This window comes from Pseudoxanthomonas sp. 97-1-1 (assembly GCF_057773125.1).
Window position 1 is genome coordinate 24761 of the sequence record NZ_JBYMTJ010000005.1, and the last position, 26916, is coordinate 51676.

Here is a 26916-nt window from a genome sequence, read left to right on the forward strand (position 1 = left end):
GCCATCACGGGAGTTCGCATGTCGGGTACCTCGCGTCGCGGGTTGTTCAAGGCTGGGCTCGCGGGACTGGTCGCCTGGCCGCTGTCCTCGCGTGCCAGTGCGGCGGACACATGCGCGGCACCGCTGCCACCGCACGCCACCGGCATCGAGGGCCAGCGCAAGGCCGATCTCGGCGACGGCACCTACCTCAATCCCGTCGTCGCGGGCGACCGCCCCGATCCCACGATCCTCAGGGACGGCGACGATTACTACATGACGTTCTCGTCGTTCGATGCCTATCCCGGCCTGGTGATCTGGCATTCGACCGACCTGGTCAACTGGGTGCCGCTCGGACCCGCATTGCGCACGCCGGTCGGCACGGTCTGGGCCGTCGATCTCTGCAAGCACGGCGACCGCTATTTCATCTACCTGCCTTCCCTGGCGAAAGGCGGGGCGTGGAAGATTCACGTCATCTGGGCCGACGACATCCGTGGCCCCTGGAGCGAACCGGTCGACCTGCACATCGATGGCTGCATCGATCCCGGCCACGCAGTCGGCGAGGACGGTCGGCGGTATCTGTTCGTCAACGGCATCCGCAAGGTGCGGCTCACCGACGATGGCCTGGCGACCGACGGGGCGCTGGAGCATGCGTACAGCCCGTGGCGTTACCCGGACGACTGGATCACCGAGAACTTCGCGCCGGAAGGCCCCAAGCTGACGCGCCGCGGCGACTGGTTCTATCTGGTCACCGCCGTCGGCGGCACCGCCGGCCCGGTGACCGGCCACATGGTGATCGCCGCACGTTCGCGTTCGATCCACGGCCCATGGGAACACTGCCCGCACAATCCGCTGGTACGGACCCGGGACGCTTCCGAACCCTGGTGGTCGCGCGGACACGCGACGCTGGTCGAAGGCCCTGCCGGCGACAGCTGGATGGTCTACCACGGGTACGAGAATGGGTACCGCACGCTCGGGCGGCAGACGCTGCTGGAGCCGATCGAGTGGACGGAAGACGGCTGGTTCCATGCGCGTGGCGGGGATCTATCGAAACCGTTGCTTGCTCCACGGGGTGGCAAAGTCGGCATTGCCGGTGTCGCGCTGTCCGATGATTTCTCGACAGACCGGCTCGGCACGCAATGGGCCTTCCACGCGCCGCGGCCTGACGAGATGCAGCGCATCCGCTACGGGACGCAAGCGCTCCGCCTCGCCGGCGCCGGCACTTCGCCTGCCGATGGCAGCCCGCTGGCCTGCATCGTCGGCGACCGCGCCTACCAGGCCGAGGTCACGCTGACCTTGGTGGGCGAAGGCGAAGGTGGCCTGCTGCTGTTCTACAACCCGAAGGCCTTCGTCGGGCTCGGCTTCACGCCCGCCGGGCTGCGCGTGTTCCAGTACGCCGAGGAACAGACCTGGGCGCGACAGTCGATGCCGACACGGCGCGTACGCATCCGCCTGACCCACGACCACCACGTGGTCACCTGGCACCACTCGCACGACGATGGCCGCACGTGGAAGCGGCTGGACACGCGGATGGAAGTCTCCGGCCTCCACCACAACGTGTTCGGCGGGTTCCTCAGTCTCCGGCTGGCGCTCTACAGCGCCGGCATGGGCGCAGTCGAGTTCAGCGACTTCCGCTACCGCGCGCTCGCCTGAGGCGCGTCACGTCGCGTCGCCGGCCGCGTTGGCGCGATCGTTCTCGCGCATCTCGTACCACATGCCATTGAGGATGGCGAAGCTGGCCGCGAGGCTGACGCCGAGTATCCAGGAGAAGTACCACATGGTCGTTCCTCAGTAGGCGTTGTGGTTCTGTTCCAGGCTTTCAGGACTCACCTTGCCGCGCAGCACGCGGTACACCCAGGCGGTGTACAGGAGGACCAGGGGCAGGAACACGCAGGTGGCCACCAGCATCACGAACAGCGTGAGGTGGCTGGAAGACGCATCCCACACTGTCAGGCTCGACGCGGGATGGGTGGAGGACGGCAGAAGGAACGGGAACACCGCCAGGCCTTCGGTCAGGATGATGCCGGCGATGGCGAGCGCCGAGGCGAGGAACGCCGCCATGCCGCGGCCCGCGCGCAACAGCAGCGCGGCGGCCAGCGCGCCCGTGACGCCCAGCACGGGGAAGATCCAGGTCCACGGCATGGCCTGATAGTTCGCCATCCAGCCGCCGCGCGCGCTGGTCACCTGCTTGAACAGCGGATTGGACGCGGCATCGGTCACGGCGGCCCCGACCACGGCGTAACCGTCCACGCCCTTCGCCACCCACACGCCGGCCAGCACGAACAACACCGCCGTCGCCACCGCCGCCAGCGATCCGAGGCGCCGCGCACGCAGCGCCACCGGCCCGTCGGTCTTGAGCACCAGCATGCTGGCGCCATGGGCCACCAGCATGGCGACGCTGACCAGGCCGCACAGCACCGCGAACGGCGACAGCAGCGCGAAGAAGCCGCCGCTGTAATGGATGCGCAGCGTGTCGTCGAAATGGAAGGGCACGCCCAGCAGCACGTTGCCCATCGCCACGCCGAACACCAGCGCGGGCACGAAGCCGCCGACGAACAGCGCCCAGTCCCACACCGCCCGCCAGCGCGCGTCTTCGACCTTGCTGCGGAACTTGAAGCCGACCGGCCGCAGGATCAGTGCGAACAGGATCAGGAACATCGCCAGGTAGAAGCCCGAGAAGCTGACTGCATACAGCGCCGGGAATGCCGCGAAGATCGCGCCACCGCCCAGGATCAGCCACACCTGGTTGCCTTCCCACACCGGGCCCACCACGTTCAGCACCAGCCGGCGCTCGGCATCGGTACGCGCCACCGCCGGCAACAGCGTGCCGATGCCCAGGTCGAAGCCGTCCATCACGGCGAAGCCGATCAGCAGGATGCCCAGCAGCAACCACCAGATCAGGCGCAGGGTCGCGTAGTCGAGGGGAATCGTGTCCATGTCGTCCTCCTGTCAGGCCACGGTCGTGGACGCGGGTGCCAGCGGCGTGCCTGCCTGGTCGGGTCGCCGTTCGCCGCCGGGCACGTCATCCGGGCCTTTCAGGATCACCTTGCGCAACAGGTACACGTCGATGACCGCCAGCGTGGTGTAGACCAGCACGAAACCGGTGAGCGAGATGACGACCTGGTGCAATTGCAGTCCCGAGGCGGCCATGAACGTCGGCAGCACGCCATCGATGGCCCACGGCTGCCGTCCGTACTCGGCGATCAGCCAGCCGGCTTCGATCGCCAGCCAGGGCAGCGGCAGGCTGTAGAGCGCCAGCTTCAGGAACCACGGGTACTTGTCGAGCTTCTGCACCGTCGCCAGCCAGAACGCCAGCGCGAAGAACGCGATGAAGTAGAAACCGATGCCCGCCATCAGGCGGAAACTCCAGAACAGCGGCGCCACGCGCGGGATGGTGTCGGCGGCGGCGCGCGTGATTTCCGCGTCGGTGGCGCTGCCGATATCCTCGCGGTAGCGCTTCAGCAGCAGCGCATAGCCCATGTCGCGCCAGTGCTGATCGAACACCGCCTTCGCCTGCATATCCTCGCGATTGGCGCGCAGCTGCTGCAGCGCCGCGTAGGCCAGTTGTCCGTTGCGGATGCGGCCCTCGGCGCGTTCGACCAGCTCCCCGATGCCCGGAATTTCGGTATTGAACGAGCGCGTGCCGATCAGGCCCATCACCCACGGGATGTGCACGGCATAACGGTTGGCGCGCGCCTCCTGGTCGGGAATCGCGAAAGCAGTGAATCCCGCCGGCGCCGGCTCGGTCTCCCACATCGCCTCGATGGCCGCCAGCTTCATCTTCTGGTTCTCGCCGGCCACGTAACCGCTCTCGTCGCCCAGCACCACCACCGACAGGGCCGCGGCCAGGCCGAAGCTGGCCGCCACCGCCATCGAGCGCTTGGCCAGGTCCGCATGGCGTCCCCGCAACAGGTAGAACGCGCTGATCGACATCACGAACACCGCGCCCAGCACGTACCCCGCGCTGACGGTGTGCACGAACTTCGCCTGCGCCACCGGGTTGAACAGCACCGCCGCGAAGTCGGTGACTTCCATCCGCATGGTGACGGGATTGAATTCGGCGCCCACCGGGTACTGCATCCAGCCGTTGGCGATCAGGATCCACAGCGCCGAGAAGTTGGTGCCCAGTGCCACCAGCCAGGTCACCATCAGGTGCTTCACGCGCGACAGTTTGTCCCAGCCGAAGAAGAACAGGCCGATGAAGGTCGCTTCCAGGAAGAACGCCATCAGCCCTTCGATGGCCAGCGGCGCGCCGAAGATGTCGCCCACGTAGTGGCTGTAGTAGGACCAGTTCATGCCGAACTGGAACTCCATCACGATGCCGGTGGCCACGCCCATGGCGAAGTTGATGCCGAACAGCGTGCCCCAGAACATCGTCATCCGGCGCCAGATGTCGCGCCCGGTCATCACGTAGACGCTCTCCATGATCGCGATCATGAAGGACAGCCCCAGCGTCAGCGGCACGAACAGGAAGTGGTACATCGCCGTCAGCGCGAATTGCAGACGGGACAGTTCGACGACGGTCATGTCCGGCATGGCGATGCGGCTCCCGGGTGTCCGTGGTGGATTCTAGACCCCGCCTGTCGCGAACGGGGGCGACCATCTGTCGCACCCCCCTTCGCGCGGCCCTGCGGCATCCTGCGCGCCCCGCAGCCGACCGGCTGTCGGGAAGGGGTTGATCCTGATCAATGCGGCCCGGCTGAATGGGCTCGAGAATCCACCGTACCAGAATAGGAGAGGCCGCATGCAAGGCGTCCAGGGGACTTACAACGACAAGGTGGTGCGCCAGTTCACGGTGATGACCGTGGTCTGGGGCATCGTGGGGATGCTGGTGGGGGTGCTGATCGCGGCCCAGCTGTACTGGCCGGCGCTGAATTTCGATCTGCCGTGGCTGAGCTACGGACGCCTGCGCCCGCTGCACACCAACGCGGTGATCTTCGCGTTCGGTGGCTGCGCGCTGTTCGCCACCAGCCTGCACGTGGTGCAGCGGACCAGCCACGTGCGGCTGCTCTCCGACAAGCTGGCCGCGTTCGTGTTCTGGGGCTGGCAGCTGGTCATCGTGGCCGCCGCCGTCTCGCTGCCGCTGGGCCTGACCCAGGGCAAGGAGTACGCCGAGCTGATCTGGCCGATCGACGTGCTGATCGCGGTGGTCTGGGTGTCCTACGCCGTGCTGTTCTTCGGCACCATCGCCAAGCGCGCGGTCAAGCACATCTACGTGGCGAACTGGTTCTTCGGCGCCTACATCATCGCGGTGGCGCTGCTGCACATCGTCAACAGCCTGGCGCTACCCAGCGGCCTGCTGCACTCCTACCCGGTGTACAGCGGCGCGGTCGATGCGATGGTGCAGTGGTGGTACGGCCACAACGCGGTGGGCTTCTTCCTGACCGCCGGCTTCCTGGGAATGATGTACTACTTCGTGCCGAAGCAGGCCGGCCGCCCGGTCTACTCCTACCGCCTGTCGATCGTGCACTTCTGGGCGCTGATCGCCATCTACATGTGGGCCGGTCCGCACCACCTGCACTACACCGCGCTGCCAGACTGGGCGCAGAGCCTGGGCATGGTGTTCTCGCTGATCCTGCTGGCGCCCAGCTGGGGCGGCGCCATCAACGGCGTGATGACGCTGTCGGGCGTGTGGCACAAGCTGCGCACGGACCCGATCCTGAAGTTCCTGATCGTCTCGCTCTCGTTCTACATGATGTCGACCTTCGAAGGTCCGATGATGTCGATCAAGACGGTCAATTCGCTGAGCCACTACACCGACTGGACCATCGGGCACGTGCATGCCGGTGCCCTGGGCTGGGTGGCGATGATCACCATCGGCTCGGTGTACGCGATGCTGCCCAAGCTGCTGGGCCGCGAACAGATGTTCTCCATCAAGGCCATCGACACGCACTTCTGGCTGCACACGCTGGGCGTGGTGTTCTACATCGCCTCGATGTGGATCGCCGGGGTGATGCAGGGCCTGATGTGGCGCGCCACCAACGCCGACGGCACGCTGACCTACAGCTTCGTCGAAGCGCTGAACGCCACGTATCCCTACTACCTGGTCCGCCTGGGCGGCGGCCTGCTGGTATTCGTCGGCATGCTGCTGATGGCCTGGAACACCTGGAAGACCTTCCAGGCGGCCCGGTCCACCGCACCGCAGCCGATCCTGCCGCCCGATGCCAGCCAAGCGCGCGCCTGAGGAACCGACATGAGCAACGGAAATTCACACGAGAAAGTCGAGAAGAACGTCGGCCTGATGGCGGTGCTGATCGCGGTGGCGGTGTCGTTCGGCGGCCTGGCCGAGATCGTCCCTCTGATGTTCCAGGCCGAGGCGATCAAGCCGCTGGAAGGCGTGAAGCCCTACCCGGCGCTGCAACTGGCCGGCCGCGATATCTACATCCGCGAAGGTTGCTACAACTGCCACTCGCAGATGGTGCGCACGCTGCGCTTCGAATCCGAGCGCTATGGCCACTACTCGCTGGCCGGCGAATCGGTCTACGACCGCCCGTTCCAGTGGGGCAGCAAGCGCACCGGGCCGGACCTGGCCCGGGTGGGCGGACGCTACTCCGACGACTGGCACCGCGTGCACCTGATCAACCCGCGCGACGTGGTGCCGGAATCGAACATGCCGTCCTTCCCCTGGCTGGAGAACGCCAAGGTGGACGGCGCCGAAGTCGCCCAGCGCATGAAGACGCTGCAGCGCATCGGCGATCCGTACACCGACGAGGAAATCAACAGTGCCGCCACCGACGTGGAAGGCAGGACAGAACTGGACGCCGTGGTCGCCTACCTGCAAGGGCTGGGCAAGGCCGCGCCGAGGGGAGGCTGAGCCATGGTATCGGGGATCGTGACCGGGGCACTGATCGTGCTGTTCATCGCCGGCTGGGTGTGGGCGTGGAGCCCGCGCCGCAAGGCGGATTTCGAGGATGCGGCACGCATGCCGCTGGGTGAGGAAGGGGAGAACAACCCATGAGCGCAGGCTGGATCGGATTCATCGTCGCGCTGGTCGTACTGAACATCCTGGGCTGCGTGTGGCTGCTGTGGTGGACCGGCCGCCGCCGGCCCGGCGACCCCGCACCGGAAGACACCTCGCACGTGTGGGACGGCGACCTGACCGAGTACAACAAGCCGCTGCCGAAGTGGTGGATCAACCTGTTCTACATCACCATTTTCTTCAGCATCGGCTACATCGCATGGTACGGCGGCCTGGGCGTGATTCCCGGCTATGCGAAGTGGTCCTCCACAGGCGAGCACGACCAGGTCAAGGCCGTGCAGGACAGGAAGCTGGAAGCGACGTTCGCACCATTCGCCAACCAGCCCATCGACCAGCTGGCCAAGGATCCGAAGGCGCTGGCGCTGGGACAGTCCATCTTCAACAACACCTGCGCCACCTGCCATGGTTCCACCGGCCAGGGCGCGATCGGATATCCCAATCTCAGCGACGACATCTGGCATTGGGGCGGCACGCCCGACCTGGTGCTGCAGACGGTGCTGGATGGCCGCGAAGGCGTGATGCCGGAATGGGGCACCGCGCTGACCAACATGGGTGGCGACAACGCGGTCGACTACGTCATCGCCTACGTCAACGTGCTGAACAACCCGCAGGACGGCATGAAGAACAACTTCATGGCTGCCCAGGGCAAGCCGCTGTACGATGGCCTCTGCGTGGCCTGCCACGGCGTGGACGGCAAGGGCAACCAGGAACTGGGCGCCCCCGACCTCACCGACGATTACTGGCTGTACGGCAACAGCAAGGAGAGCATGCGCACGACCATCAACAAGGGCCGTCATGGCGTGATGCCCGCCCACCGCGAACTGCTGGGCGAGACACGTGCCCGCCTGGTCGCCTCGTATGTCTGGTCGCTCTCGCACAAGCAGGGCCAGGCGACCGCCGGCGCGAAATGACGGATTTCACCGAGCCCCGCCTCGACCATCCGCCCCGACCGCTCGCACAGCGCATCGGGGCAGTGCTGTGGCCCAGCTTCTTCGCCGCCGGCGTGGCGACGATGGTGTTCTTCGCCTTCGTCGACCCGCTGACGCTGCGCGACATGACCTTTCCCGACCTGGCGATCAGCCGCGAACTCGGCTACACGCTGGGTTTCTTCATGTTCTGGCTGGCGACGTCGGCCAGCAGCCTGTTCACCTGGATCCTGCTGCGTCCGGCCAGCCGCTTCAACCGCGCGCTGCCGCCGGACTGAGCGCGGCCTGCGACAAACCGTCGCTCCCTCGCGTGCCGATGCGGCGCGAGCATGACGCCAGCCAAGACAGAGTCGCCCATGTCCACGCCAGCACCTCCTCCCTCTCCCGCCCCTGACACCGCCAAGCGGCGCATTCCGCTGGACGTGGTGGATGCGCAGGGCAACTCGTTCTACGTGAGCGAACGCAAGGTGTATCCGCGCGATGTGGCGGGCACGCTCAACCGCCTGCGCGTGGCGGCGGTGTGGTGGCTGCTGGGCATGTACTACGTGTTCCCGTGGTTGAAGTGGGACGACCGCCAGGCCGTGCTGTTCGACCTGCCCGCGCGCAAGTTCTACGTGTTCGGGCTGGTGTTCTGGCCGCAGGATTTCCTGCTGCTGGCGGTGCTGCTGATCATCGCGGCGATGGCGCTGTTCTTCTTCACCGCGCTGGCAGGCCGCCTGTGGTGCGGCTATGCGTGTCCGCAGACGGTGTGGACGGAAGTGTTCCTGTGGATGGAGCGCTGGACCGAAGGCGACCGCAGCGCGCGCATCAAGCTGGATGCCGCGCCCTGGAGCGCCAACAAGGTGATGCGCAAGGGCGGCAAGCACGTGCTGTGGGCGCTGTTCGCACTGTGGACGGGCTTCACCTTCGTCGGTTTCTTCACGCCCATCCTCGATCTCGGCGCGCGCCTGTGGCCCTTCGCCTGGGGCGGCTGGGAGACGTTCTGGGTGTTCTTCTACGCGCTGGCCACGTGGGGCTTCGCCGGCTTCCTGCGCGAGCAGGTCTGCAAGTACATGTGTCCGTATGCGCGCTTCCAGAGCGCGATGTTCGACCGCAACACCCTGATCATCGCCTACGACCCGATGCGCGGCGAGCCGCGCGGTCCGCGCAAGCGCGGCCTGGGCAGCGTGCTGGAACGTGCGCGCGGCCTGCTCGACCAGGTCACCGCCTACGACTACGTGGTACGTGCCAACGCGCATCCCAGCGCCGCCGACCAGCGCCTCGGCGCGCACGGCACCATCACCTTCGCCGGTGCCGGCGCGGTGATCGAACCGCTGCCGAAATTCGTCCCCGACCAACTGGGCGACTGCATCGACTGCACGATCTGCGTGCAGGTCTGCCCCACCGGCATCGATATCCGCAACGGCCTGCAGTACGAGTGCATCGCCTGCGGCGCGTGCATCGACGCCTGCGACGACGTGATGGACAAGATGGGCTACCCGAAGGGCCTGATCCGCTACACCACGCAGAACGCCATCGACGGCAAACCGTCGAAGGTGCTGCGACCGCGCATCTTCGTCTACGGCACCATCCTGCTGGCGCTGGTGGCGGCGTGGGGCTGGGGCGTGTTCAACCGCGACGTGCTGATCGCGGAAGTGCTGCGCGACCGCAACGCGCTGTACCGCGAAGTGACCGGCGACCAGGTCGAAAACAGCTACACGCTCAAACTGGTGAACAAGGACCAGCAATCGCACCGCTACCGCGTGACGCTGGCGTCCGGCCAGCCTGGCATCCGCCTGCGCGACGGCGAACTGACGGTGCAGGCAGCGCCCGAGGAAGTGCTGTCGCTGCCCGTCACCGCCACCGCCCCTGCCACCCTGCGCGGCCGCCATGCCGTGACGTTCACTGTCCGCGATGTCGATACCGGCACCGGGAAGACCGTGGAAAGCAGCTACTTCGGACCCATGCAATGACCACGAAGCCCGATCCCTCCGCCGCCGTCGCGCGCCCGTTCTGGAAAGAGCCGATGGTATGGCTGGTCTGGGGCCTGCCGCTGGCATCGGTCATCGCCGGCCTCTGGCTGGTGGTGGTCGCCGTGCGTGCGGGAGGAGCGGATTCCGTCACCGACAAGGTGCAGCGGGTGTCGCAGATCCAGACCACCGACCTGGGCCCCGACGACAATGCCGCGCAACGCAAGCTCAGTGCGATCGTGCAGGTCCGCACGGATCACGTGGAGATGATCGCCGTCACCGGCGATTTCGCGGGCACGTCCCCGCTGGTGCTGACGCTCGCCCATCCGACCGAAGCCGCGAAGGACGTCATCCTGACCCTGGCACGCGACACCGCCGGCTGGACCGCGCCCGCGGAAATCGAAACCACCCACGACTGGAACATCCAGCTCGCGCCGCAGGACGGCGCATGGCGTATCCGGGGACGCCTGCAGAAAGACACCCAGGCCGTGCGACTGGCCCCCTCGCACGGGAGCGGCTGAGCGCCCCTGCATGGACATCCCCGTGGTGCCCTGCCACCACTGCGGCGAGCCGGTCGGCGATGCCGCACGCCGGGTGGATGCGGGCGAGCGGTCGTTCTGCTGCGAAGGCTGCGCGGCGGCCGCCGCGTGGATCGAGGATGCCGACCTGGGCAGCTACTACCGCCTGCGCAGCGCGAGCGCCAACCGCGTGCAGGCCGACCGGCTGGATCTTGCAAGCTGGGACCGTGCCGAGTTGCAGGCTGAACACAGCCGCGCCATCGACGGTGGCCGCGAGATCGTGCTGCTCACCGACGGCATGCGCTGCGCCGCGTGCGCATGGCTGATCGACCGCGCACTGGCGCGCGAAGCCGGCGTACTCGACACCACCGCCAATGCGGTGACCGGCCGCATCCGCATCGCCTGGGACCCGGCACGCACGCACCTGTCCGCCCTGCTGCACCGCCTGGCCATGCTGGGCTATCGACCGTATCTGGCCACCGGCGACGCACGCGAACAGGCCCGCCTGTCCGAACGCCGCCGCTGGCTGCTGCGGCTCGGCGTGGCCGGCCTCGGTTCGCTGCAGGCGATGATGCTGGCCGAGGCTTTGTACCTGGACGTCAACGCCACCATGCCGCTGCCGACGCGCGACCTGTTCCGCTGGCTGACGTTCCTCGTCAGCACGCCGGTGGTGTTCTACAGCGGCTGGCCGTTCCTCGCCGGCATGGCGCGCGAACTGCGCGCGCGCCACGTGGGCATGGACACGCTGATCGCCAGCTCCACCCTGCTCGCCTACGTCGCCAGCCTGGTCGAGACGATCCGTGGCGGCACGCATGTCTGGTACGACGCGGCGGTGATGTTCGTCTTCCTGTTGCTGGCCGCGCGCATGCTGGAACAGCGCGCGCGCAACGTCGCCACCGCACAGGTGGATGCGCTGGCGCGCGCGCAGCCGGTGTTCGCGATCCGCGAGCGCGATGACGGCACGCGCGAATCGGTGCCGCCGTCGGCGCTGCGCGTGGCCGACGTGGTCTGCGTGCCCGCCGGCGAGGGCGTGCCCGCCGATGGCGTGCTGCTGGACGCGGCTGCGGATTTCGAGGAAGCGCTGCTGACCGGCGAATCGCGACCGGTGCGCCGGCATGCGGGCGAGACCGTGTATGCCGGCACCACCTGCCGCGAGCGTCCGGCACGGCTGCGCGTGACCGCCACCGGCACGGCGACGCGGCTGTCGCAGCTGGCGGAACTGGTCGACCGCGCGCAGGGCCATCGCCCGCCACTGGCGCAACTGGCGGATCGCGTGGGCCGGCATTTCGTGGTCTCGCTGCTGGTGCTGGCGGCGTGCGTCTACATCGGCTGGCGGATGTACCAGCCCGAACGGGCGTTCGAGGTGACCCTCGCCCTGCTGGTCATCAGCTGCCCCTGCGCGCTGTCGCTGTCGGTGCCCGCCGTGCTCGCCGCTGCGCATGGCGCGCTGGCGCGCTGCGGCGTGCTGGCCACGCGGCCCGAAGCGCTGGACACGCTGGCGCGCGCTACCGACGTGGTGTTCGACAAGACTGGCACGCTCAGCGACGGCCGTCCCGCACGCGTGGCCGTGGAGGTATTCGATGGCCTGGACGCGGACGCCGCCACGCGCATCGTGGCCGCGCTGGAGAAGGACAGCGGCCACCCGATCGCGACCGCATTCGCGGATGTCGATGCACGCGCATGGGCGCAGGCCGTGGTCGCGCGTCCCGGCCAGGGCGTGGAAGGCGATGTCGACGGTCGCCATTGGCGCTTCGGGCGCGCGGACTGGGCCGCACACCGGGCAGACGATGGCGGCCTGTGGCTGGGCGATGGCACGCACGGCGTCGCCCGCTTCACCTTGAACGAGCGACCGCGCGAGGATGCCGCCATCGCCATCCGGGCGTTGCGCGCGCAGGGCTTGGACATCCATCTGGCCAGCGGCGACAGCGAGGGCGCGGTGCAGCGCCTGGCGCACGTCCTCGGCATCGCGTCGACGCTTGCCCGGCAGTCGCCGGAGGACAAGCTGGCACGCGTGCGGCAGCTGCAATCGGAAGGCCGCATCGTGGCGATGGTCGGCGACGGATTGAACGACGCGCCGGTGCTGGCCGGCGCGGATGTCTCGATCGCGATGGGCGAAGGCGCGCCGCTGGCGCAGCGGGCGGCCGACCTGGTCGCCACCGGCCCTTCGCTGTTGCGCATCGCCGACGCCGTGCGCGTGGCGCGGCTGTCGCGGCGGCTGGTGAAGCAGAACCTGGCCTGGTCTGCCGGCTACAACCTGCTCGCCGTGCCACTGGCCGCCGCCGGCCTGGTCACGCCATGGATCGCGGCGCTGGGCATGGCGGTATCCTCGCTGGTGGTCACCCTCAATGCGCTGCGGCTGGCGCGCACGTCCACGGAGATGGCGGCATGAACATCCTGCTGATGCTGTTGCCGATCAGCCTGGTCCTGCTGGGCCTGGCCATCGCCGCCTTCGCGTGGGCCGTGCGCAAGGGCCAGTTCGACGATCTCGACACACCCGCGCTGGACATCCTCGACGATGCACCGCCGAAACAGCGCGAGGACGCGCGCGCGCGCGAAGGCGACGATGGCGCCTGACCTCCCTGTCCTGTCCGCTGCCCTGCTGGCGGGCCTGGTGGGCAGCACGCACTGCGCGGTGATGTGCGGCGGCATCGCCACCGGCTTCTCCGCGATGTCCTCGCGGCAACCAGGCTGGAGCGGTGCCCTGCAGCTCAACCTCGGCCGCGTCGCCGGTTACACGCTGGCGGGCGCGATCGTCGGCGCCTTCGGCGGTGGCCTGCTGGCGCTGGCACGGCACGACACCGCCGTGCTCGCGATGCGCGTCGGCGTGGGACTGGCCCTGGTGGTGCTGGCGCTGCGCCTGTTCGACCAGCGGGGCCGCCTGGATTTCCTTGCCCGTCCCGGTGCGAAGGTCTGGCAGGCATTGCGGCCCCTGCATGCACGCGTGCTGCCGGCGGACACGCTGCCGCGCCGCCTGGTGGCCGGTGCGCTGTGGGGCTGGTTGCCGTGCGGACTCAGCCTGAGCCTGCTCACCGTCGCCTGGCTGCAGGCCAATGCGCGCGATGCCGCCTTGACCATGGCCGCGTTCGGGCTCGGCACACTGCCGATGATGGTCACCCTGACCTGGTCGGGCGCACGCCTGGGGCGGCGCTGGCAGCAACCGGCCGTGCGGCGCGTGGCCGCGACCTTCGTGCTCGCGGCGGGCCTGCTGACCATCGCCTCGCCCTGGTTGATGCGGCACCCGGCGCTGCACGGCGTGCTCACGGCACTGGGCTGCCAGCCATTGCCACCATGAGGGCGGATGCGACACCGGCTTCAGAAGGCGCGAACGCGAAGATGCGCCTGCAGACGCTGGGGCGCGTGGCGCGCGATCCCTTGCGGGCCGCCAGCGCGCTCGCCCTGTTCGCTGGCTGGCTGCTCGTGCCGCAGGCTGCGCTCATCGCCGTGTGCATGCAGCGCGCGTTCGTCGCCCACGAGCCGCCCCTCGTCCTGCTGCCACTGCTTGGCGGCCTGTTGATCCTGTTGCTGCTGCGCGCCGGACTGGGATGGGCGAGCCGGCGATGCGCCGACCATGCGGTCGAGCGCATCCGCGTCGACCTGCGCGGCAGCATCGCGCGCGCGCTGGTGGCGCGCGGTCCCGCCTGGGTACGCACCCGGCAGAGCGGCGCGCTGGCCGAACGCATGGGCGCGCACGTGGATGCGCTGGAAGGCTATTTCGGCGGCTTCGTGCCAGTACGCGCGGAGGTGGTGGGCGTACCGCTGGCGATCCTGCTGGCGGCGTTCTGCGTGGATCGCACGGTCGGCCTGATCCTGTTGCTGACGATGCCGTTGGTGCCGGTGTTCATGATGCTGGTCGGCTGGAGCGCGCAGGCCGCCAGCCAGCGGCAGTTGCAGGCACTCGCGCGCATGGGCGGACACTTCGCCGACCGTCTGCGCGGACTGGGTCTGATCCGCCTGTATGGGCGTGGCGAGGCTGAACTGGAAGGCATCCGTTCCTCCGCCGAGGAACTGCGCCTGCGCAGCCTGCGCGTGCTGCGCATCGCGTTCCTTTCGTCGGCGGTACTGGAGTTCTTCGCCTCGCTGAGCGTGGCGATGATCGCGCTGTACCTCGGCCTGAGTTATCTCGGCATGATCGATCTGCGCGCGCAACCCTTGACGCTGGGCACGGGCGTGTTCTGCCTGCTGCTGGCGCCGGAGTTCTATGCGCCGCTGCGACGGCTGGCCACGCACTACCACGACCGCGCTGCGGCGTTGGCGGCGATGGACGAGATCGCGCCGGTACTAGACGATGCGGACGCCGTCACGTCGCCCGTCCTTCCGACCACAGCGCCTGCGGGCGCGCTCGTCAGCGCGCGCGACGTCACGCTGCGCCATGCAGGCAATGCACGCGACGTGTTGCGCGATGTCGATATGGCACTGCATCGCGACCAGCACATCGCCCTCGTCGGCGCCAGCGGCGACGGCAAGAGCACGCTGCTGGAAGCCCTGGCCGGCTGGATTCCGGCCACGACCGGCACGGTGGGGCGCGCACCCGGCCTGCGCATCGGCTACGCGCCGCAGCGTCCGTTCCTGTTCGCCGGCAGCCTGCTCGACAACCTGCGTCTGGCGAAACCGGATGCGGACGATGACGAACTGCGGCGAGCGGCCGAAGCGGCACAGGTGCTGCGTTTCGCGGACCGCCTGCCTGACGGACTGGATACGGTGATCGGCGAACGCGGCTTCGGCCTGTCCGGCGGCGAAGCGCGACGCATCGCGCTGGCGCGCGTGTTCCTGCGCGACCCCGACCTGCTGCTGCTCGACGAGCCCACGGCCTTCCTCGATCCGGACACGGAAGCCGCCGTGCTGCGGGCGATCCTGCACTTCGCACACGGACGCGGGCTGATGATGGCCACGCACAGCGCCGCCGCGCAGGCGGCGATGGCGCAGACCTGGCGCGTGCATGGCGGGAAGCTGCATGCAACCGCGGTAGCGCCCCGATGACCGACCGCAACGACACGCTGCCGGTGCGCCTGCGCGAGGTGGTCCTTCTTCACCGCAGATGGATCGTACTCGCGATAGCGCTGCTGTTGCTGACGCTGCTCGCAGGCACGGCACTGCTCGGCCTGTCCGGACATTTCCTCACCGCCGCGGCGCTGGCGGGCAGTACGGCGCTCGGCTTCAACTTCTTCGGCCCGTCGGCCGGCATCCGTGCGCTGACCTTTGTACGCATCCTGTCGCGCTACGCGGAGAAGCTGCTCGGCCACGATGCCACGCTGCGGCTCGCGCGCGACCTGCGGGTGTGGTTCTTCCGCCGCGCACTGCCGCTGGCGCCGCTGGGCCTGGGCCGCTTCCGCATCGGCGAACTGATGGCGCGGTTGATGGCGGACATCGAAGCGGTCGACGGCGTGCTGGTCCGCGCGCTCGGCCCGCTGCTGGCCGTGCTGTCGCTGTGCGCGCTGGCGACGCTGGTGGCGACGTTCGCGCTGCCGGCAGCCGGCGCCCTTCTGCTCGTCGCGCTGCTGCTGGTCGGTGCGCTGGCGCCGTGGCTGGCCGCGCGCAGCGTGGCGGCGCTGGAACGCGAACGCGCCGAGGCCCGCATGTGCCTGCGCGCGTCGGTGCAGGAGGGCATCGAAGGCCAGCAGGACCTCGTCGCGATGGATGCCACATCGGCGTGGCTGGCAGCGCTGGATGCGCGGAGCCGCGAGGTGGCGCAGTGGGAAGACCTGCGCAAGCGCCGGCTTGCGCTCGCCAGTTTGGCGCATGCCCTGGTCACGGCCGCCACGCTGCCGGCGATGCTGTGGGTCCTGCTGTCGGCGGTGCACGGCGAACGCATCGGCGCTGCAGCCGCGGGCGGCCTGTTCTTCATGACGGTCGCCGTACTGGAAGCCTGCAGCGCCATCGCCCCGGCCTGGCAGGCATGGCGTGCCGCCGTCACCGCAGCCGGACGGCTTGAAGAAGTGGTGGAGCCGAAGCACGAAGCACGAAGCCACGGGCGCACGGGTGCGCAACCGCCAGCGCCACGCGGTGCGCTGTGGTTCCGCGAGGTGGTGTTCGCCTGGCCCGGCAGCGCGCGGCGCGTGCTCGATGGCGCCAGCCTGCGCATCGAAGCGGGCGAGCGCGTGCTGGTCTCCGGCGACAGCGGCGAAGGCAAATCCTCCTTGTTGGCGTTGGCGCTGGGACTGTGTACGCCGGACGCAGGGGAAGTACGCTTCGCCGACGACGACCTGCGCACGCTGGATCCTGCGCTCTGGCACACCCGCATCGCCTGGCTGCCGCAGGACGCGCCGGTCTTTTCCGGCAGCGTGCGCGAAAACCTGCGCCTCGGCGACCCCGCTGCCGACGATGCGCGCCTGTGGCAGGCGCTGGCGCAGGTGAAGCTGGACGCCCGCTTCCGCGATGCGGACGACGGCCTGGATACCTGGGTCGGCGAAAACGGCGCGACGCTGTCGGCGGGCCAGGCACGTCGACTGGCGCTGGCGCGTGCGCTGCTGCGCGATGCACCGTTGCTGCTGCTCGACGAGCCCACCGAAGGCCTCGACCAGGACACCGCCGACGCCCTGATGCGCGACATCGCGACCGCCAGCAAGGGGCGCAGCGTGCTGATCTTCAGCCATGCGACGCTGCCGGATGGCGTGGTGGATACGCGGTATCGGCTGCGCGATGGCAGACTGGTGAAGGAGGCCATCCCCCTGTAGGAGCGACATGAGTCGCGACCGCACGAATGATCGACCGTTGCACCGTCGGGTGGAACAGCGCTGCGGAAACACCTGCATGCCCTGCTGCGCTCCCATAGTTCGCGGGGCATACGGTCGCGACTTACGTCGCTCCTACAGAGAGCAAAAAAGCCTCAGGCGCGCGCTTCGGCCAGGGCGTCCAGGCGCTTGCGGTTGAGCAGGCGCACGTGGTGCGGGTCGTCGGTGGCGATGCTGCCTTCCTGGCGCAGGCGGGTGAAGCTGCGGCTGACGGTCTCGACGGTCAGGCCCAGGTAGTCGGCGATGTCGGTACGCGTCATCGGCAGGATTACTTCGGTGTCGTCCTGGCCCTGGCGCCGACGACGCTGCGCCATGTCCACCAGGAAGCCGGACAGGCGTTCCATCGGATTGAGGCGGGCCAGCGACATCAGGTTGCCACGGGTGGCATCGAGTTCGACGCAGGCGCGCTCCAGCAGTTCGCGCTCCAGCTCGGGGTGGTCGTGGCACAGGCCGCGCATGTCGGCCATCGAGAATTCGCACAGCGTGCTGTCGGTGATCGCCTCGATGGTGTGCTTGTAGTGCGAGGTCCCGCTGAAGCCGATGAAGTCGCCCGGCATCAGGAACCCCGCCACCAGCCGGCGCCCGTCCGGCAATAGCCGGATGCGGCGCAACGCGCCCTTGGTCACCGTGAACACGCCCCGCCGCGGCTCGCCCTCGCGCACCAGCGCCTCGCCCGCGGACAGCCGGACGTCATCGGCCAGCGCCTCCATGGCATGGGCCTTCTCCACCGGCAGGGCCGCGCAGATGGCCAGGTGCCGGACCAGGCAGCCGCCACAACCGCGCGAATTGGCCTGGCAGACCACGCCATCGGCTGGCGCACGGGTCACCGGGGCGTCGTTCTGGCGGAGGATGCGAAGGCTCATGGCGGTCGGCTACGTGGTCTTCCCAGGCCATGATACGCCCGCAAGTCACTGATTTCCGGGCTGCGACAATTGGTCGCAGACCCGGGTTTCAGCACCCATTCCCCCATTCAGGCCCGGATTCGGTTACAGTGCGCGCCGCTTGCCCGCGGCCGTTCGTTTCCCCATGGTCCGCCGGCGCCGGGATGTCCACACGACCTCCCGCGCCCGCCCCGCCCCGACTTCTTTCGTGGGCAAGCCCGGATCCGCCGCTTTGGCGCCTCCGCACCCCTTCTCGCAGCGCGGTTTCAGGGAACGCTTCGAGTCACGGCCTCACCGCATTCCGCGCGTCCCACGTTGCCGCACTTCGCTGTGCCGGCGTTGCGTGCGTGTCCGGCCGGCCGGCTTTGGAGCTTCCACCATGACGTTTGAAAACCTTGGCCTCGCGCCCGCCCTCCTGCGTGCGCTGGACGAACAGGGCTACACCCAGCCCACCGCCATCCAGGAACAGGCCATCCCGCTGGCCCTGGCCGGGCACGACCTGCTGGCCGGCGCCCAGACCGGCACCGGCAAGACCGCCGCGTTCGGCCTGCCGCTGATCCAGTACCTGGCCACCACGCCGCAGGAAGTCGCCACCCGTGGCCCGCGCAAGCCGCGCGCACTGGTGCTGACCCCCACCCGCGAACTGGCCGTGCAGGTGCATGACAGCCTGCGTGGCTACGGCAAGTACCTGCGCATTCCCAGCACCACCATCTATGGCGGCGTGGGCATGGGCAACCAGCTGGACGCGCTGCGCCGTGGCGTGGACATGGTGATCGCCTGCCCGGGCCGGTTGATCGACCATATCGAGCGCCGCAGCATCGATCTGTCCGGCATCGAGGTGCTGGTGCTGGACGAGGCCGACCGCATGCTCGACATGGGCTTCCTGCCCTCGATCAAGCGCATCCTGGCCAAGCTGCCCAAGCAGAACCGCCAGACCATGCTGTTCTCCGCCACCTTCGCCGAGCCGATCCGCGAACTGGCCATGGAGTTCATGCGTGATCCGAAGCAGATCCAGGTCACGCCCAAGAACACCGTCGCCGAGACCATCACCCACCGCGTCCACCCGGTCGATGGCAGCCGCAAGCGCGACCTGCTGCTGCACCTGCTGGCCAAGGACAGCCGCCTGCAGACGCTGGTGTTCGCCCGCACCAAGCATGGCAGCGACAAGCTGGCGATGTTCCTGGACAAGAGCGGCATCAAGACCGCGGCGATCCACGGCAACAAGTCGCAGGGCGCACGCCAGCGCGCGCTCAACGACTTCAAGGCCGGCCGTATCAACGTGCTCGTTGCCACCGACATCGCCGCGCGCGGCATCGACATCGACCAGTTGCCGCAGGTGATCAACTTCGACCTGCCGATGGTGGCCGAGGACTACGTGCACCGTATCGGCCGCACCGGCCGCAACGGCTCGACGGGCGAGGCGATCTCGCTGGTGGCGCAGGATGAAGCCAAGTACCTGCGCGCCATCGTGCGCATGCTCGGCCGCGACGTGGACCTGCGCGACGTGCCGGGCTTCGAGCCGCAGACGCCGATCCGCTGGGGCAACAGTGCGCCGGGCAAGGCCGAACAGCCCGCCGGCGAGCGCACCCCGCGCCGCAACGGCCCGCAGAAGCATGCGCGCCGCCCGCACAGCGAGGCCCCGCGCCACGCCCACGCCGGCCCGAAGAAGCACAGCAGTGGCCCGCGTCGTGAAGGCGACCGCCGCCCCGGCGGTGCGCGCCCCAGCCAGGCACGCCCTGCCCGTTGAGTCGATCGTGCGGCGCCCTCACCGGCGCTGCACGCTGGTTGCCACGCCCTCTAGAATCGCCGCATGGATATCTTCAAGGTCTTCACCGTGGAAGCCGCGCACCGGCTGCCGCACGTGCCGGACGGGCACAAGTGCGCGCGCCTGCACGGACATTCGTTCCGCATCGAACTGCATCTCTCCGGCCCGGTCGATCCGCACGCTGGCTGGGTGATGGACTTCGCCGACGTGAAGGCGGCCTTCCAGCCGATCTACGACCGGCTGGACCACCACTATCTCAACGACATCCCCGGCCTGGACAACCCGACCAGCGAGCAGCTCGCGAAGTGGATCTGGGACCAGACCAAACCGGTGCTGCCGCTGCTGAGCGCCATCGTGGTGCATGAAACCTGCACGTCCGGGTGCCGCTATACGGGCTCCTGAGGCAGGAAACCGGTTTCATGCCACCACATACAAGCGTTTGATTTTTAACGGCTCCTGACCGTTCGTCGGATTTCCATACGCCACTTATTGCACTGCAACATGGATATGTCTATGCTGCGTCGCAACAGATGGGAATCCCCTTTCAGGAGCACGCCATGACCACGCAATTCAACGAAAGCTTCAGCCAGTTCACGCACCAGTTCGCCGCCGCTGCCTCGCGCGCCAACCGTCTGGCCCTGGAAAGCGCCGAGACCGTGTTCGGCGTGCAGCTGAAGACCTTCGAAAAGAACATCGACGCCACCACCGCCTTCTTCGGCGAGCTGGCTGAAACCCGCGACCTCGAAGGCTACAAGACCCTCTGGCCGAAGGGCATGCAGGTGGCCAAGGACAACGCCGAGCGCGTCGTCGCCGCCAGCCAGGAAGTGTTCGGCCTGGGCCTGAAGACCGGTGAGGCCTTCGGCCAGCTGGTGAAGACCCAGTTCGAGACCGCGACCGACAACGTCCAGGCCTCCGTGGCCAAGGCGACCAAGGCCGCCAAGGGCAAGTAAGACCCGCCCCAGGACCTGCACGTCCAACGTTTATTGCGCGGCTCCCCCTCCCTCCGCGCAGCCGACCCGGCAGCCCCCACGCTGCCGGGTTTTTTATTGCCCGCGCACCCAGGTTTCTCGTGGAGGGCCTTCAGGCCCGACGCTTTTCCGGCAACGCCTGTCGGGCCTGAAGGCCCTCCTACAGGGAAATCGCGATATGCCGGCTGAGCTGCCTGGCGTCGATGTCCGGCGCATGTGGCAACCTCCCCCAGCACGGCACCGGCATGCGCGCGGACAGCAGGGCGAAGTTCTCGTCCCGGCGTTCCATCTCCGGATCGACCTCGTTCGCTATCCAGCCCACCAACCGTGCCCCGTCGTCCTGGATGGCGCGCGCACTGAGCCGTGCATGGTTGATGCAGCCGAGCCGCATCCCCACCACCAGCACCACCGGCAGGCGCAGTTCCTCGACGAGGTGCCGTTGATCGAGCGTCGCCGTCAGCGGCGCGGCCCAGCCGCCAACGCCTTCCACCAGTACCAGATCAGCCAGCGGATGCAGGCGCTCGAACGCTGAAACCAGCACCCCCAGTTGGACGTCCACGCCTGCATCGCGGGCCGCGATCTCCGGCGCCAGCGGGGCGGGCAGCGCATACGGATTGAGGTCCTCGTACGGCGGCACGGGATCGCTCGCCGCCTGCAGGGCCAGTGCATCGTCGTTGCGCCAGCCGGCCGGCGTGAGGGTACAGCCGCTGGCAACCGGCTTCATGCCGACCGCGCGCAACCCGCGCGCGCGGAATGCATGCAACAAGGCGGCACTGGCAACGGTCTTGCCGACGCCGGTGTCGGTACCGGTGACGAACAGCCGGTCCATCGGCCTATCCATCTGCGCGCTCCGGCCAGCGGCGCGCGCCCCAGCGCTGGCCACGCACATGCACCAGGCCGGTGAACGAAAGCAGGAAATACACGCTGCCCGGCAATGCGACCTGCCACGACCGCGAGTGCTCGGTCAGCAGCAGCGCGATCAGCACCGACACCAGGCTGACGAGAACGAAATAGGCATGCGATGCGACCTCCCCAGCTGCGTTGGCGGCGGCATCGCCATCCAGCCGCAGCCGGCCACGCGCGCGCCATGCGAGCGCATACAGACCGCCTACGCAGGCGGACATCGACGCGAACGCGAGCCCGTAGAAAAGGAACATGAAGGCCAGCGGACGCGGACCGTTGGCGTCGGACAGCGGCATCGGCAGCCACCCGCCCGTGATCCACCCGAAGAACGTACCCAGCAGCAGCCGCAGCGGATACACGTAGACCAGCACCAGGAACACCAGCAACAGGCTGAGCAGCGTGGCGGGGACGGTGCCCAGCCGATAGCGCCGGCTCCAGCGCACATGCGCGTACCAGAACATCGCCACCATCGCGAAGCTGGCGGCGAACGCCGGTATGTTCTTCAGCGCCTGCAGTACGCCGCCGATGCTGTCAGGAATGCGCTCCACCGAGATGACCAGCAAAGTGACCGCGAACGCGAACGCCGCATCGACGAATGCCTCCAGCCGCGTCACGCCATGGCCACGCCAACCCGCTTCTTCTTCATCGCGTGCATTCGCGCCCACCTGTCGCCCCCGTCAGCCCATGCGGATGGGACGCATCATATCGGGCCGTCCCGCAGGACGCGGGAGTAGAATCGACGCCATGTCATTCGCCTCCCAGACGCTCACCGGCAGCAAGCCGGAACAATACGCACAGCTGGCCGCGCAGGCCCGTGCCCTGCTGGCCGGCGAACCGGACCGGATCGCCAATGCCGCCAACCTGGCCGCACTGCTCTACCACGCCCTGCCGGACTTCAACTGGGCCGGCTTCTACTTCTTCGATGGCCGGGAATTGGTCGTTGGCCCGTTCCAAGGCTTACCAGCCTGCGTGCGGATCCCGTTGGACAAGGGGGTCTGCGGAGCCGCCGCACGCACCCGCCAGACCCAGCGCGTGGACGATGTGGAGGCCTTCCCAGGCCACATCGCCTGCGATTCCGCTTCACGCTCGGAGTTGGTGGTACCGCTGGTGAAAGGGGACGAACTGGTCGGCGTGCTCGACCTGGACAGCCCACGCCTGGCGCGCTTCGATGCCGACGACCAGGCGGGCATGGAACGCATCGCCGCCATCTTCGTGGATTCGCTGACATGACAGGCACCAAGCTGCGCAACATCGGCCCCAAGTCCGCCGCCTGGCTGCGCCAGGTCGGCCTGCGCACGCAGGAGGACCTGGAGGGCGTCGGCGCGGTGGAAGCCTTCATACGGGTCAAGCGCGCGGGGTTCCGGCCCAGCCTCAACCTGCTCTATGCGCTGGAAGGCGCCCTGCTGGACTGCCACTGGCAGCAGCTGCCCGAGGATCGCCGCAGCGCATTGCTGGTGGCCTACGACGCGGCGGCGGCCCTGCTGCCGCCGCCGCGCGGCCGACCCGCAGCAGGCCCGGTGACCACGACGCACACCGAGCGCGAAGAAGACACGGGCCCTTCGCTCAACCTGTTCGACTCGCCAGGCGGCGACGACTGATTCCTCCAGGAGGGCTTCAGCCCCGATGCTCTTCAGCCACTGCGTCGGGGGCTGCCAGAAGAGCATCGGGACTGAAGCCCCTCCTGCACCTGTGCGGGCAGGAACGCATGGGCTTCCCGTATACTGCGCGCGCTTTCAGGTGACCCGCGGCTTCCACGCCCGGGTTGAAACGGGAAGCCGGTGACCCGCGATACGCGGCATTCCGGCGCTGCCCCCGCAACGGTAGGCGAACAACAGCCGCGGCATCGGCCACTGTGCATTGCATGGGAAGGCGCCAAGGTGGAGTGCCCTGCACTCGTTCGCAAGCCCGGAGACCGGCCTGGGAGTCCACTGGTTGCGATGCGGAGGGCGTCGCGGCGTGCCGCGCCGCTGCCTGTCTGCTGCGCTGTCCGCAACGCTCCCTTCCCCGTCGCAACTCCACGCCGAAGAATGCGCGCGGGGCGCGCGATGGAGTTGAATCCGATGTACAGCCGTTTTCCCCTTTCCCACCTGGCCCTCGCGGTCGCATTGGCGCTGCCGTTCGCGGCGCAGGCGCAGGACGCCACTGACTTGGACGAAGTCGTCGTCACCGGCACCCGCACCGATGTGGCCGTGCGCGACAGCCTGGCGCCGGTGCAGGTCATCGCGCGCGCGGACATCGAACGCAGCCAGTCGCGCTCGCTGATCGATCTGCTCAAGGGCCGTGCCGGCATCGGCTTCACCAACCAGGGCGGCCTGGGCAAGCTGAGCACGATCAACATCCGCGGCACCGAATCCGACCACGTGCTGGTACTGGTGGACGGCATCCGCATCGGCTCGGCAACCGCGGGACTGGCGTCGTTCCAGGACTTGCCGGTGGATCAGATCGAGCGCATCGAGATCGTGCGTGGCCCACGCTCCAGCCTGTACGGCTCGGAGGCGATCGGCGGCGTGATCCAGATCTTCACCCGTCGCGGCGGCAAGGGCCTGTCGCGCGAACTGCGTGTCGGCGGTGGCAGCAACAATCTGCGCGAAGCCAGCGGCGGCTTCGCTTATGGCGGGGAACGTGGCTGGATCGGCGCCAATGCCGCGTACCAGGAAACCGACGGCACCAACGCCTGTCGTGGCGCCGGCTTTCCGGTCTTCCAGGGCTGCTTCACCGACGAGCCAGACGATGACGGCTACCGCAACGTCTCGCTCAACGTGCGCGGCGGCTACAGGCTGACCGATGCGCTGACGCTGGAAGGCCACGCATTGAACGCCGATGCCTTCAACGAGTTCGATGGCAGCATCTTCGGTGGCAACGAGGCCGATAACGTGCAGCAAGTGCTCGGCAGCAAGCTGACGTGGAAGCCTTCCGCCGCCACCACGCTCACCGCGCAAGTCGGCCGCGCCTCCGACAAGTCGGACAACCATTTCGCCGATGCCGCCGCCGGCACACGCACCTTCGTCAGCACGTTCGACACTCGGCGCGACACCGCCTCGCTGCAGGGCGACTTCGTCTTCGCTGACCGGCACCTGCTGACCGCCGGCGCAGACTGGCAGCGCGACGAGGTCACCAGCACGGTGACCTTTGCCGACAGCGCCCTGACGCCGATCGAAAGCCGCGACAACACCGGCGTCTTCGTCGAGTATCAGGGACGCTTCGGCGCGCAGCAGGTGCAAGCCAGCGTGCGCAACGACGACAACGACCAGTTCGGCAACCATGTGACCGGGAGCCTCGGCTGGGGTCTCGGATTCGGCAGCGGCTTCAAGCTCAGCGTCACCGCCGGCACCGGTTTCAAGGCGCCCACGTTCAACGACCTGTACTACCCGTTCTCCGGCAACGAGTTCCTCGAGCCCGAACGTTCGAAGACCCTGGACATCGGCCTGGCGCAGTACGCCGACAACTGGAACTGGTCGTTCAACGTCTACGAGACGCGTATCGACGACCTCATTGCGCTTGACAGCAACTGGCTGCCGGCGAATACCGAAGAAGCGCGCATCCGCGGTGCCGAACTGACCGGCACAATGACGCTGGCCGGCTTCGACATCGCCGCCCAGGTGAGCCATGTCGATCCGCGCAACCACACCGCCGGCCTGAACTACGACAACCTGCTGGCGCGCCGCGCACGCAACACGGCACGCGTGGATGTGGACCGTGCCTTCGGCGGCTTCCGCGTCGGCCTGACCGCCAATGGCGCCAGCCACCGCTACGACAACGCTGCCAACAGCGTTCGACTGGCCGGCTACGGCACGCTGGACCTGCGCCTGGAGTACGCAATCACGGACGAGTGGTCGCTACAGGCACGCGCCAGCAACGTGTTCGACCGCCAGTACGAAACGATCGCCTGGTACAACCAGCCCGGTCGTGAGTACGGCCTGAGCCTGCGCTACAGCGCGCGCGACTGAGTCGTACGCCCGAGGGAAGGCCGGCAATGGACTGCTCCGTTGCCGGCTTTGCCGCTTCGTCCCCGCGGCCACAAGACTGCGGACCACGCTGTACCAGCCCGACGCCGGACCGCGCACGCGTCTGCAGAACGCGATGGCCTCGCACCTGCGATGCTTCGAGCGCAACGAAGACCCCGCCTTCGACTGGCACGCTGCATGACCCTGCGCTACACGTCCATCACATCGAACAGGCTCGCCTGTACTCCCAACTCCTCGCGATCGCGGAACCCGGAAAGGCCTACGCCGACCAAGCGGTACCGAGTCGCAGCAGGCAGGTCCACGCGCTCGCGCAATGCCAGCGCGATATCGATGAACTCCTGCGCGGAGGATGCAGGCGACTCCGGCGTGAAACTTCGGGTCAGGATGCGGAACTGCGAGGTCTTGAGCTTCAGTACCACCGTGCGGCCCACGCGCTCCGTCTTCCGGCTGGCGGCCCAGGCCTTTTCCGCGATACGGACGATGTGCGGTTCCAGTTCGGGCAGCAACAGGTCGGTGGCGAACGTGTCTTCGGCCGAGATCGACTGCACCGGCTGGTCAGGCTCCACGGGTCGCTCGTCGATGCCGCGTGCGCGCCGATAGAGACTTCCGCCGAAGCTGCCGAAGCGCTGTTCCAGATCGCGCTGCTCGAAGGTGCGCAGATCGCCGACGGTATGGATGCCGGCCGCGTTCAACTTGCCCTGCATCACCTTGCCCACGCCCGGAATGCGCTCCACCGGCAAAGGCGTCAGGAACGCCTCCACCTGGTGCGGCCGCAGCACGAACTGCCCATCGGGCTTGCGCCAGTCGGACGCGATCTTGGCGAGGAACTTGTTCGGCGCCACGCCGGCCGATGCCGTCAGCTGCGTCTCCTCGCGGATCTGCGCACGGATCGTTTCGGCCACCGCGGTGGCGGTCGGCAGGTCGGACTTTGGCATGGTGACGTCGAGATAGGCTTCGTCCAGCGACAACGGTTCGACCAGGTCGGTGTGGCGCAGGAAGATCTCGCGCACCTGTCGCGACACCGCCTTGTAGCGCGCGAAGTCCGGCGGCACGAACACCGCCTGCGGGCACAGCCGCTCCGCGCGCACCGCCGGCATCGCCGAGCGCACGCCGAAGACGCGGGCTTCGTACGATGCCGCGCACACCACCGAGCGCTCGCCGCGCCACGCGACCACCACGGGCCGTCCGCGCAGCGATGGATCGTCGCGCTGTTCGACCGACGCGTAGAAGGCGTCCATGTCGATGTGGATGATCTTGCGCATCACGCGATGATATCGGCCGCCGTACGCGATCGCATGGACGCAGGCGGGAACGATACGGTTGCGTTTGGACATGCGGACAGAGAGTGCGAAACCCTT

General features: G+C 68.2%; 26 protein-coding genes and 1 riboswitch. Of the genes, 19 read left to right on the forward strand and 7 right to left on the reverse strand.

The window, feature by feature from the left end; genetic code table 11:
- Positions 1 to 18 precede the first annotated feature (18 nt).
- On the forward strand, positions 19 to 1629 hold the full coding sequence (locus tag AC3DET_RS17950) for a family 43 glycosylhydrolase (protein ID WP_488392517.1): 1611 nt from the start codon (positions 19 to 21) through the stop codon (positions 1627 to 1629).
- A gap of 6 nt (positions 1630 to 1635) precedes the next feature.
- Here AC3DET_RS17950 and cydX read toward each other — a convergent pair whose 3' ends face one another.
- From cydX to AC3DET_RS17965, 3 genes are read right to left on the reverse strand one after another with little or no spacing between them, the layout of a single operon-like run.
- On the reverse strand, positions 1636 to 1755 hold the full coding sequence (gene cydX / locus AC3DET_RS17955; RefSeq protein ID WP_298125812.1) for a cytochrome bd-I oxidase subunit CydX: 120 nt from the start codon (positions 1753 to 1755) through the stop codon (positions 1636 to 1638).
- Positions 1756 to 1764: 9 nt separating this feature from the next.
- Entirely contained in the window at positions 1765 to 2913 is a 1149-nt protein-coding gene (gene cydB / locus AC3DET_RS17960) for a cytochrome d ubiquinol oxidase subunit II (RefSeq protein ID WP_446539395.1), read from the reverse strand.
- A 12-nt stretch (positions 2914 to 2925) separates the two neighbouring features.
- On the reverse strand, positions 2926 to 4512 hold the full coding sequence (locus tag AC3DET_RS17965; protein WP_488392518.1) for a cytochrome ubiquinol oxidase subunit I: 1587 nt from the start codon (positions 4510 to 4512) through the stop codon (positions 2926 to 2928).
- A 208-nt stretch (positions 4513 to 4720) separates the two neighbouring features.
- Between AC3DET_RS17965 and ccoN the strand changes: the two genes are divergently transcribed.
- From ccoN to cydC, 12 genes are all read left to right on the forward strand, one after another.
- Positions 4721 to 6160: a cytochrome-c oxidase, cbb3-type subunit I gene (gene ccoN / locus AC3DET_RS17970; protein ID WP_192202965.1), complete on the forward strand. Its 1440-nt coding sequence runs from the start codon at positions 4721 to 4723 to the stop codon at positions 6158 to 6160.
- A gap of 9 nt (positions 6161 to 6169) precedes the next feature.
- Positions 6170 to 6790: a cytochrome-c oxidase, cbb3-type subunit II gene (gene ccoO, locus AC3DET_RS17975; RefSeq protein WP_185894374.1), complete on the forward strand. Its 621-nt coding sequence runs from the start codon at positions 6170 to 6172 to the stop codon at positions 6788 to 6790.
- 3 nt (positions 6791 to 6793) lie between these two features.
- Positions 6794 to 6934 (forward strand): cbb3-type cytochrome oxidase subunit 3, encoded by a 141-nt coding sequence (locus tag AC3DET_RS17980; RefSeq protein ID WP_142126089.1) that lies wholly within the window; start codon positions 6794 to 6796, stop codon positions 6932 to 6934.
- Positions 6931 to 7866 (forward strand): cytochrome-c oxidase, cbb3-type subunit III, encoded by a 936-nt coding sequence (gene ccoP, locus AC3DET_RS17985; protein WP_488392519.1) that lies wholly within the window; start codon positions 6931 to 6933, stop codon positions 7864 to 7866. Before AC3DET_RS17980 ends, ccoP begins: the two co-directional genes overlap by 4 nt.
- On the forward strand, positions 7863 to 8159 hold the full coding sequence (locus AC3DET_RS17990; protein WP_337732564.1) for a hypothetical protein: 297 nt from the start codon (positions 7863 to 7865) through the stop codon (positions 8157 to 8159). The genes ccoP and AC3DET_RS17990 overlap by 4 nt, the downstream gene beginning before the upstream one ends.
- Positions 8160 to 8237: 78 nt before the next feature.
- Positions 8238 to 9833 (forward strand): 4Fe-4S dicluster domain-containing protein, encoded by a 1596-nt coding sequence (locus AC3DET_RS17995; RefSeq protein WP_488392520.1) that lies wholly within the window; start codon positions 8238 to 8240, stop codon positions 9831 to 9833.
- A complete protein-coding gene (locus tag AC3DET_RS18000; RefSeq protein WP_488392521.1) occupies positions 9830 to 10351 on the forward strand; it encodes a FixH family protein in 522 nt (173 codons plus the stop codon). Before AC3DET_RS17995 ends, AC3DET_RS18000 begins: the two co-directional genes overlap by 4 nt.
- 10 nt (positions 10352 to 10361) lie before the next feature.
- Positions 10362 to 12737 (forward strand): heavy metal translocating P-type ATPase, encoded by a 2376-nt coding sequence (locus AC3DET_RS18005; RefSeq protein WP_488392522.1) that lies wholly within the window; start codon positions 10362 to 10364, stop codon positions 12735 to 12737.
- Positions 12734 to 12922, forward strand: a complete 189-nt coding sequence (gene ccoS, locus AC3DET_RS18010) for a cbb3-type cytochrome oxidase assembly protein CcoS (RefSeq protein ID WP_446539389.1) — start codon at positions 12734 to 12736, stop codon at positions 12920 to 12922. Before AC3DET_RS18005 ends, ccoS begins: the two co-directional genes overlap by 4 nt.
- Positions 12912 to 13640 (forward strand): sulfite exporter TauE/SafE family protein, encoded by a 729-nt coding sequence (locus AC3DET_RS18015; RefSeq protein ID WP_446539388.1) that lies wholly within the window; start codon positions 12912 to 12914, stop codon positions 13638 to 13640. The genes ccoS and AC3DET_RS18015 overlap by 11 nt, the downstream gene beginning before the upstream one ends.
- Positions 13641 to 13681: 41 nt before the next feature.
- The gene (cydD, locus tag AC3DET_RS18020) at positions 13682 to 15325 is read left to right on the forward strand and encodes a thiol reductant ABC exporter subunit CydD (RefSeq protein ID WP_488392523.1); all 1644 of its coding nucleotides are present in this window, start codon (positions 13682 to 13684) and stop codon (positions 15323 to 15325) included.
- Positions 15322 to 17019, forward strand: a complete 1698-nt coding sequence (cydC, locus tag AC3DET_RS18025; protein WP_488392524.1) for a thiol reductant ABC exporter subunit CydC — start codon at positions 15322 to 15324, stop codon at positions 17017 to 17019. Before cydD ends, cydC begins: the two co-directional genes overlap by 4 nt.
- A gap of 152 nt (positions 17020 to 17171) precedes the next feature.
- Here cydC and AC3DET_RS18030 read toward each other — a convergent pair whose 3' ends face one another.
- Complete coding sequence (locus AC3DET_RS18030) at positions 17172 to 17939, reverse strand: Crp/Fnr family transcriptional regulator (protein WP_337732572.1); 768 nt, start codon at positions 17937 to 17939, stop codon at positions 17172 to 17174.
- A 397-nt stretch (positions 17940 to 18336) separates the two neighbouring features.
- Here AC3DET_RS18030 and AC3DET_RS18035 point away from each other — a divergent pair, with 397 nt between their 5' ends.
- The 3 genes from AC3DET_RS18035 to phaP all read left to right on the forward strand — a co-directional run bounded on the left by AC3DET_RS18035 (position 18337) and on the right by phaP (position 20672).
- Positions 18337 to 19704: a DEAD/DEAH box helicase gene (locus AC3DET_RS18035; protein ID WP_488392525.1), complete on the forward strand. Its 1368-nt coding sequence runs from the start codon at positions 18337 to 18339 to the stop codon at positions 19702 to 19704.
- 63 nt (positions 19705 to 19767) lie between these two features.
- Positions 19768 to 20124, forward strand: a complete 357-nt coding sequence (gene queD, locus AC3DET_RS18040; RefSeq protein ID WP_488392526.1) for a 6-carboxytetrahydropterin synthase QueD — start codon at positions 19768 to 19770, stop codon at positions 20122 to 20124.
- 155 nt (positions 20125 to 20279) lie between these two features.
- Complete coding sequence (phaP, locus tag AC3DET_RS18045; RefSeq protein WP_192202952.1) at positions 20280 to 20672, forward strand: phasin family protein; 393 nt, start codon at positions 20280 to 20282, stop codon at positions 20670 to 20672.
- Positions 20673 to 20850: 178 nt separating this feature from the next.
- Here phaP and bioD read toward each other — a convergent pair whose 3' ends face one another.
- Both bioD and AC3DET_RS18055 read right to left on the reverse strand, forming a co-directional pair.
- Complete coding sequence (gene bioD / locus AC3DET_RS18050; protein ID WP_488392527.1) at positions 20851 to 21519, reverse strand: dethiobiotin synthase; 669 nt, start codon at positions 21517 to 21519, stop codon at positions 20851 to 20853.
- Between the two features lie 4 nt (positions 21520 to 21523).
- Complete coding sequence (locus AC3DET_RS18055) at positions 21524 to 22258, reverse strand: TMEM175 family protein (protein ID WP_488392528.1); 735 nt, start codon at positions 22256 to 22258, stop codon at positions 21524 to 21526.
- Between the two features lie 79 nt (positions 22259 to 22337).
- Between AC3DET_RS18055 and AC3DET_RS18060 the strand changes: the two genes are divergently transcribed.
- The 3 genes from AC3DET_RS18060 (at position 22338) to btuB (ending at position 25540) form a co-directional block, all read left to right on the forward strand.
- On the forward strand, positions 22338 to 22823 hold the full coding sequence (locus tag AC3DET_RS18060) for a GAF domain-containing protein (RefSeq protein ID WP_192202949.1): 486 nt from the start codon (positions 22338 to 22340) through the stop codon (positions 22821 to 22823).
- Positions 22820 to 23191 (forward strand): TfoX/Sxy family protein, encoded by a 372-nt coding sequence (locus tag AC3DET_RS18065; RefSeq protein WP_192202948.1) that lies wholly within the window; start codon positions 22820 to 22822, stop codon positions 23189 to 23191. The genes AC3DET_RS18060 and AC3DET_RS18065 overlap by 4 nt, the downstream gene beginning before the upstream one ends.
- Positions 23192 to 23311: 120 nt before the next feature.
- Positions 23312 to 23528: riboswitch (cobalamin riboswitch) on the forward strand.
- 125 nt (positions 23529 to 23653) lie between these two features.
- Positions 23654 to 25540 (forward strand): TonB-dependent vitamin B12 receptor, encoded by a 1887-nt coding sequence (btuB, locus tag AC3DET_RS18070; RefSeq protein ID WP_337732577.1) that lies wholly within the window; start codon positions 23654 to 23656, stop codon positions 25538 to 25540.
- Between the two features lie 206 nt (positions 25541 to 25746).
- On the opposite strand, the gene dinB is transcribed toward btuB, so the two are convergent.
- Positions 25747 to 26820: a DNA polymerase IV gene (gene dinB / locus AC3DET_RS18075; RefSeq protein ID WP_488392529.1), complete on the reverse strand. Its 1074-nt coding sequence runs from the start codon at positions 26818 to 26820 to the stop codon at positions 25747 to 25749.
- Positions 26821 to 26916: the final 96 nt, after the last annotated feature.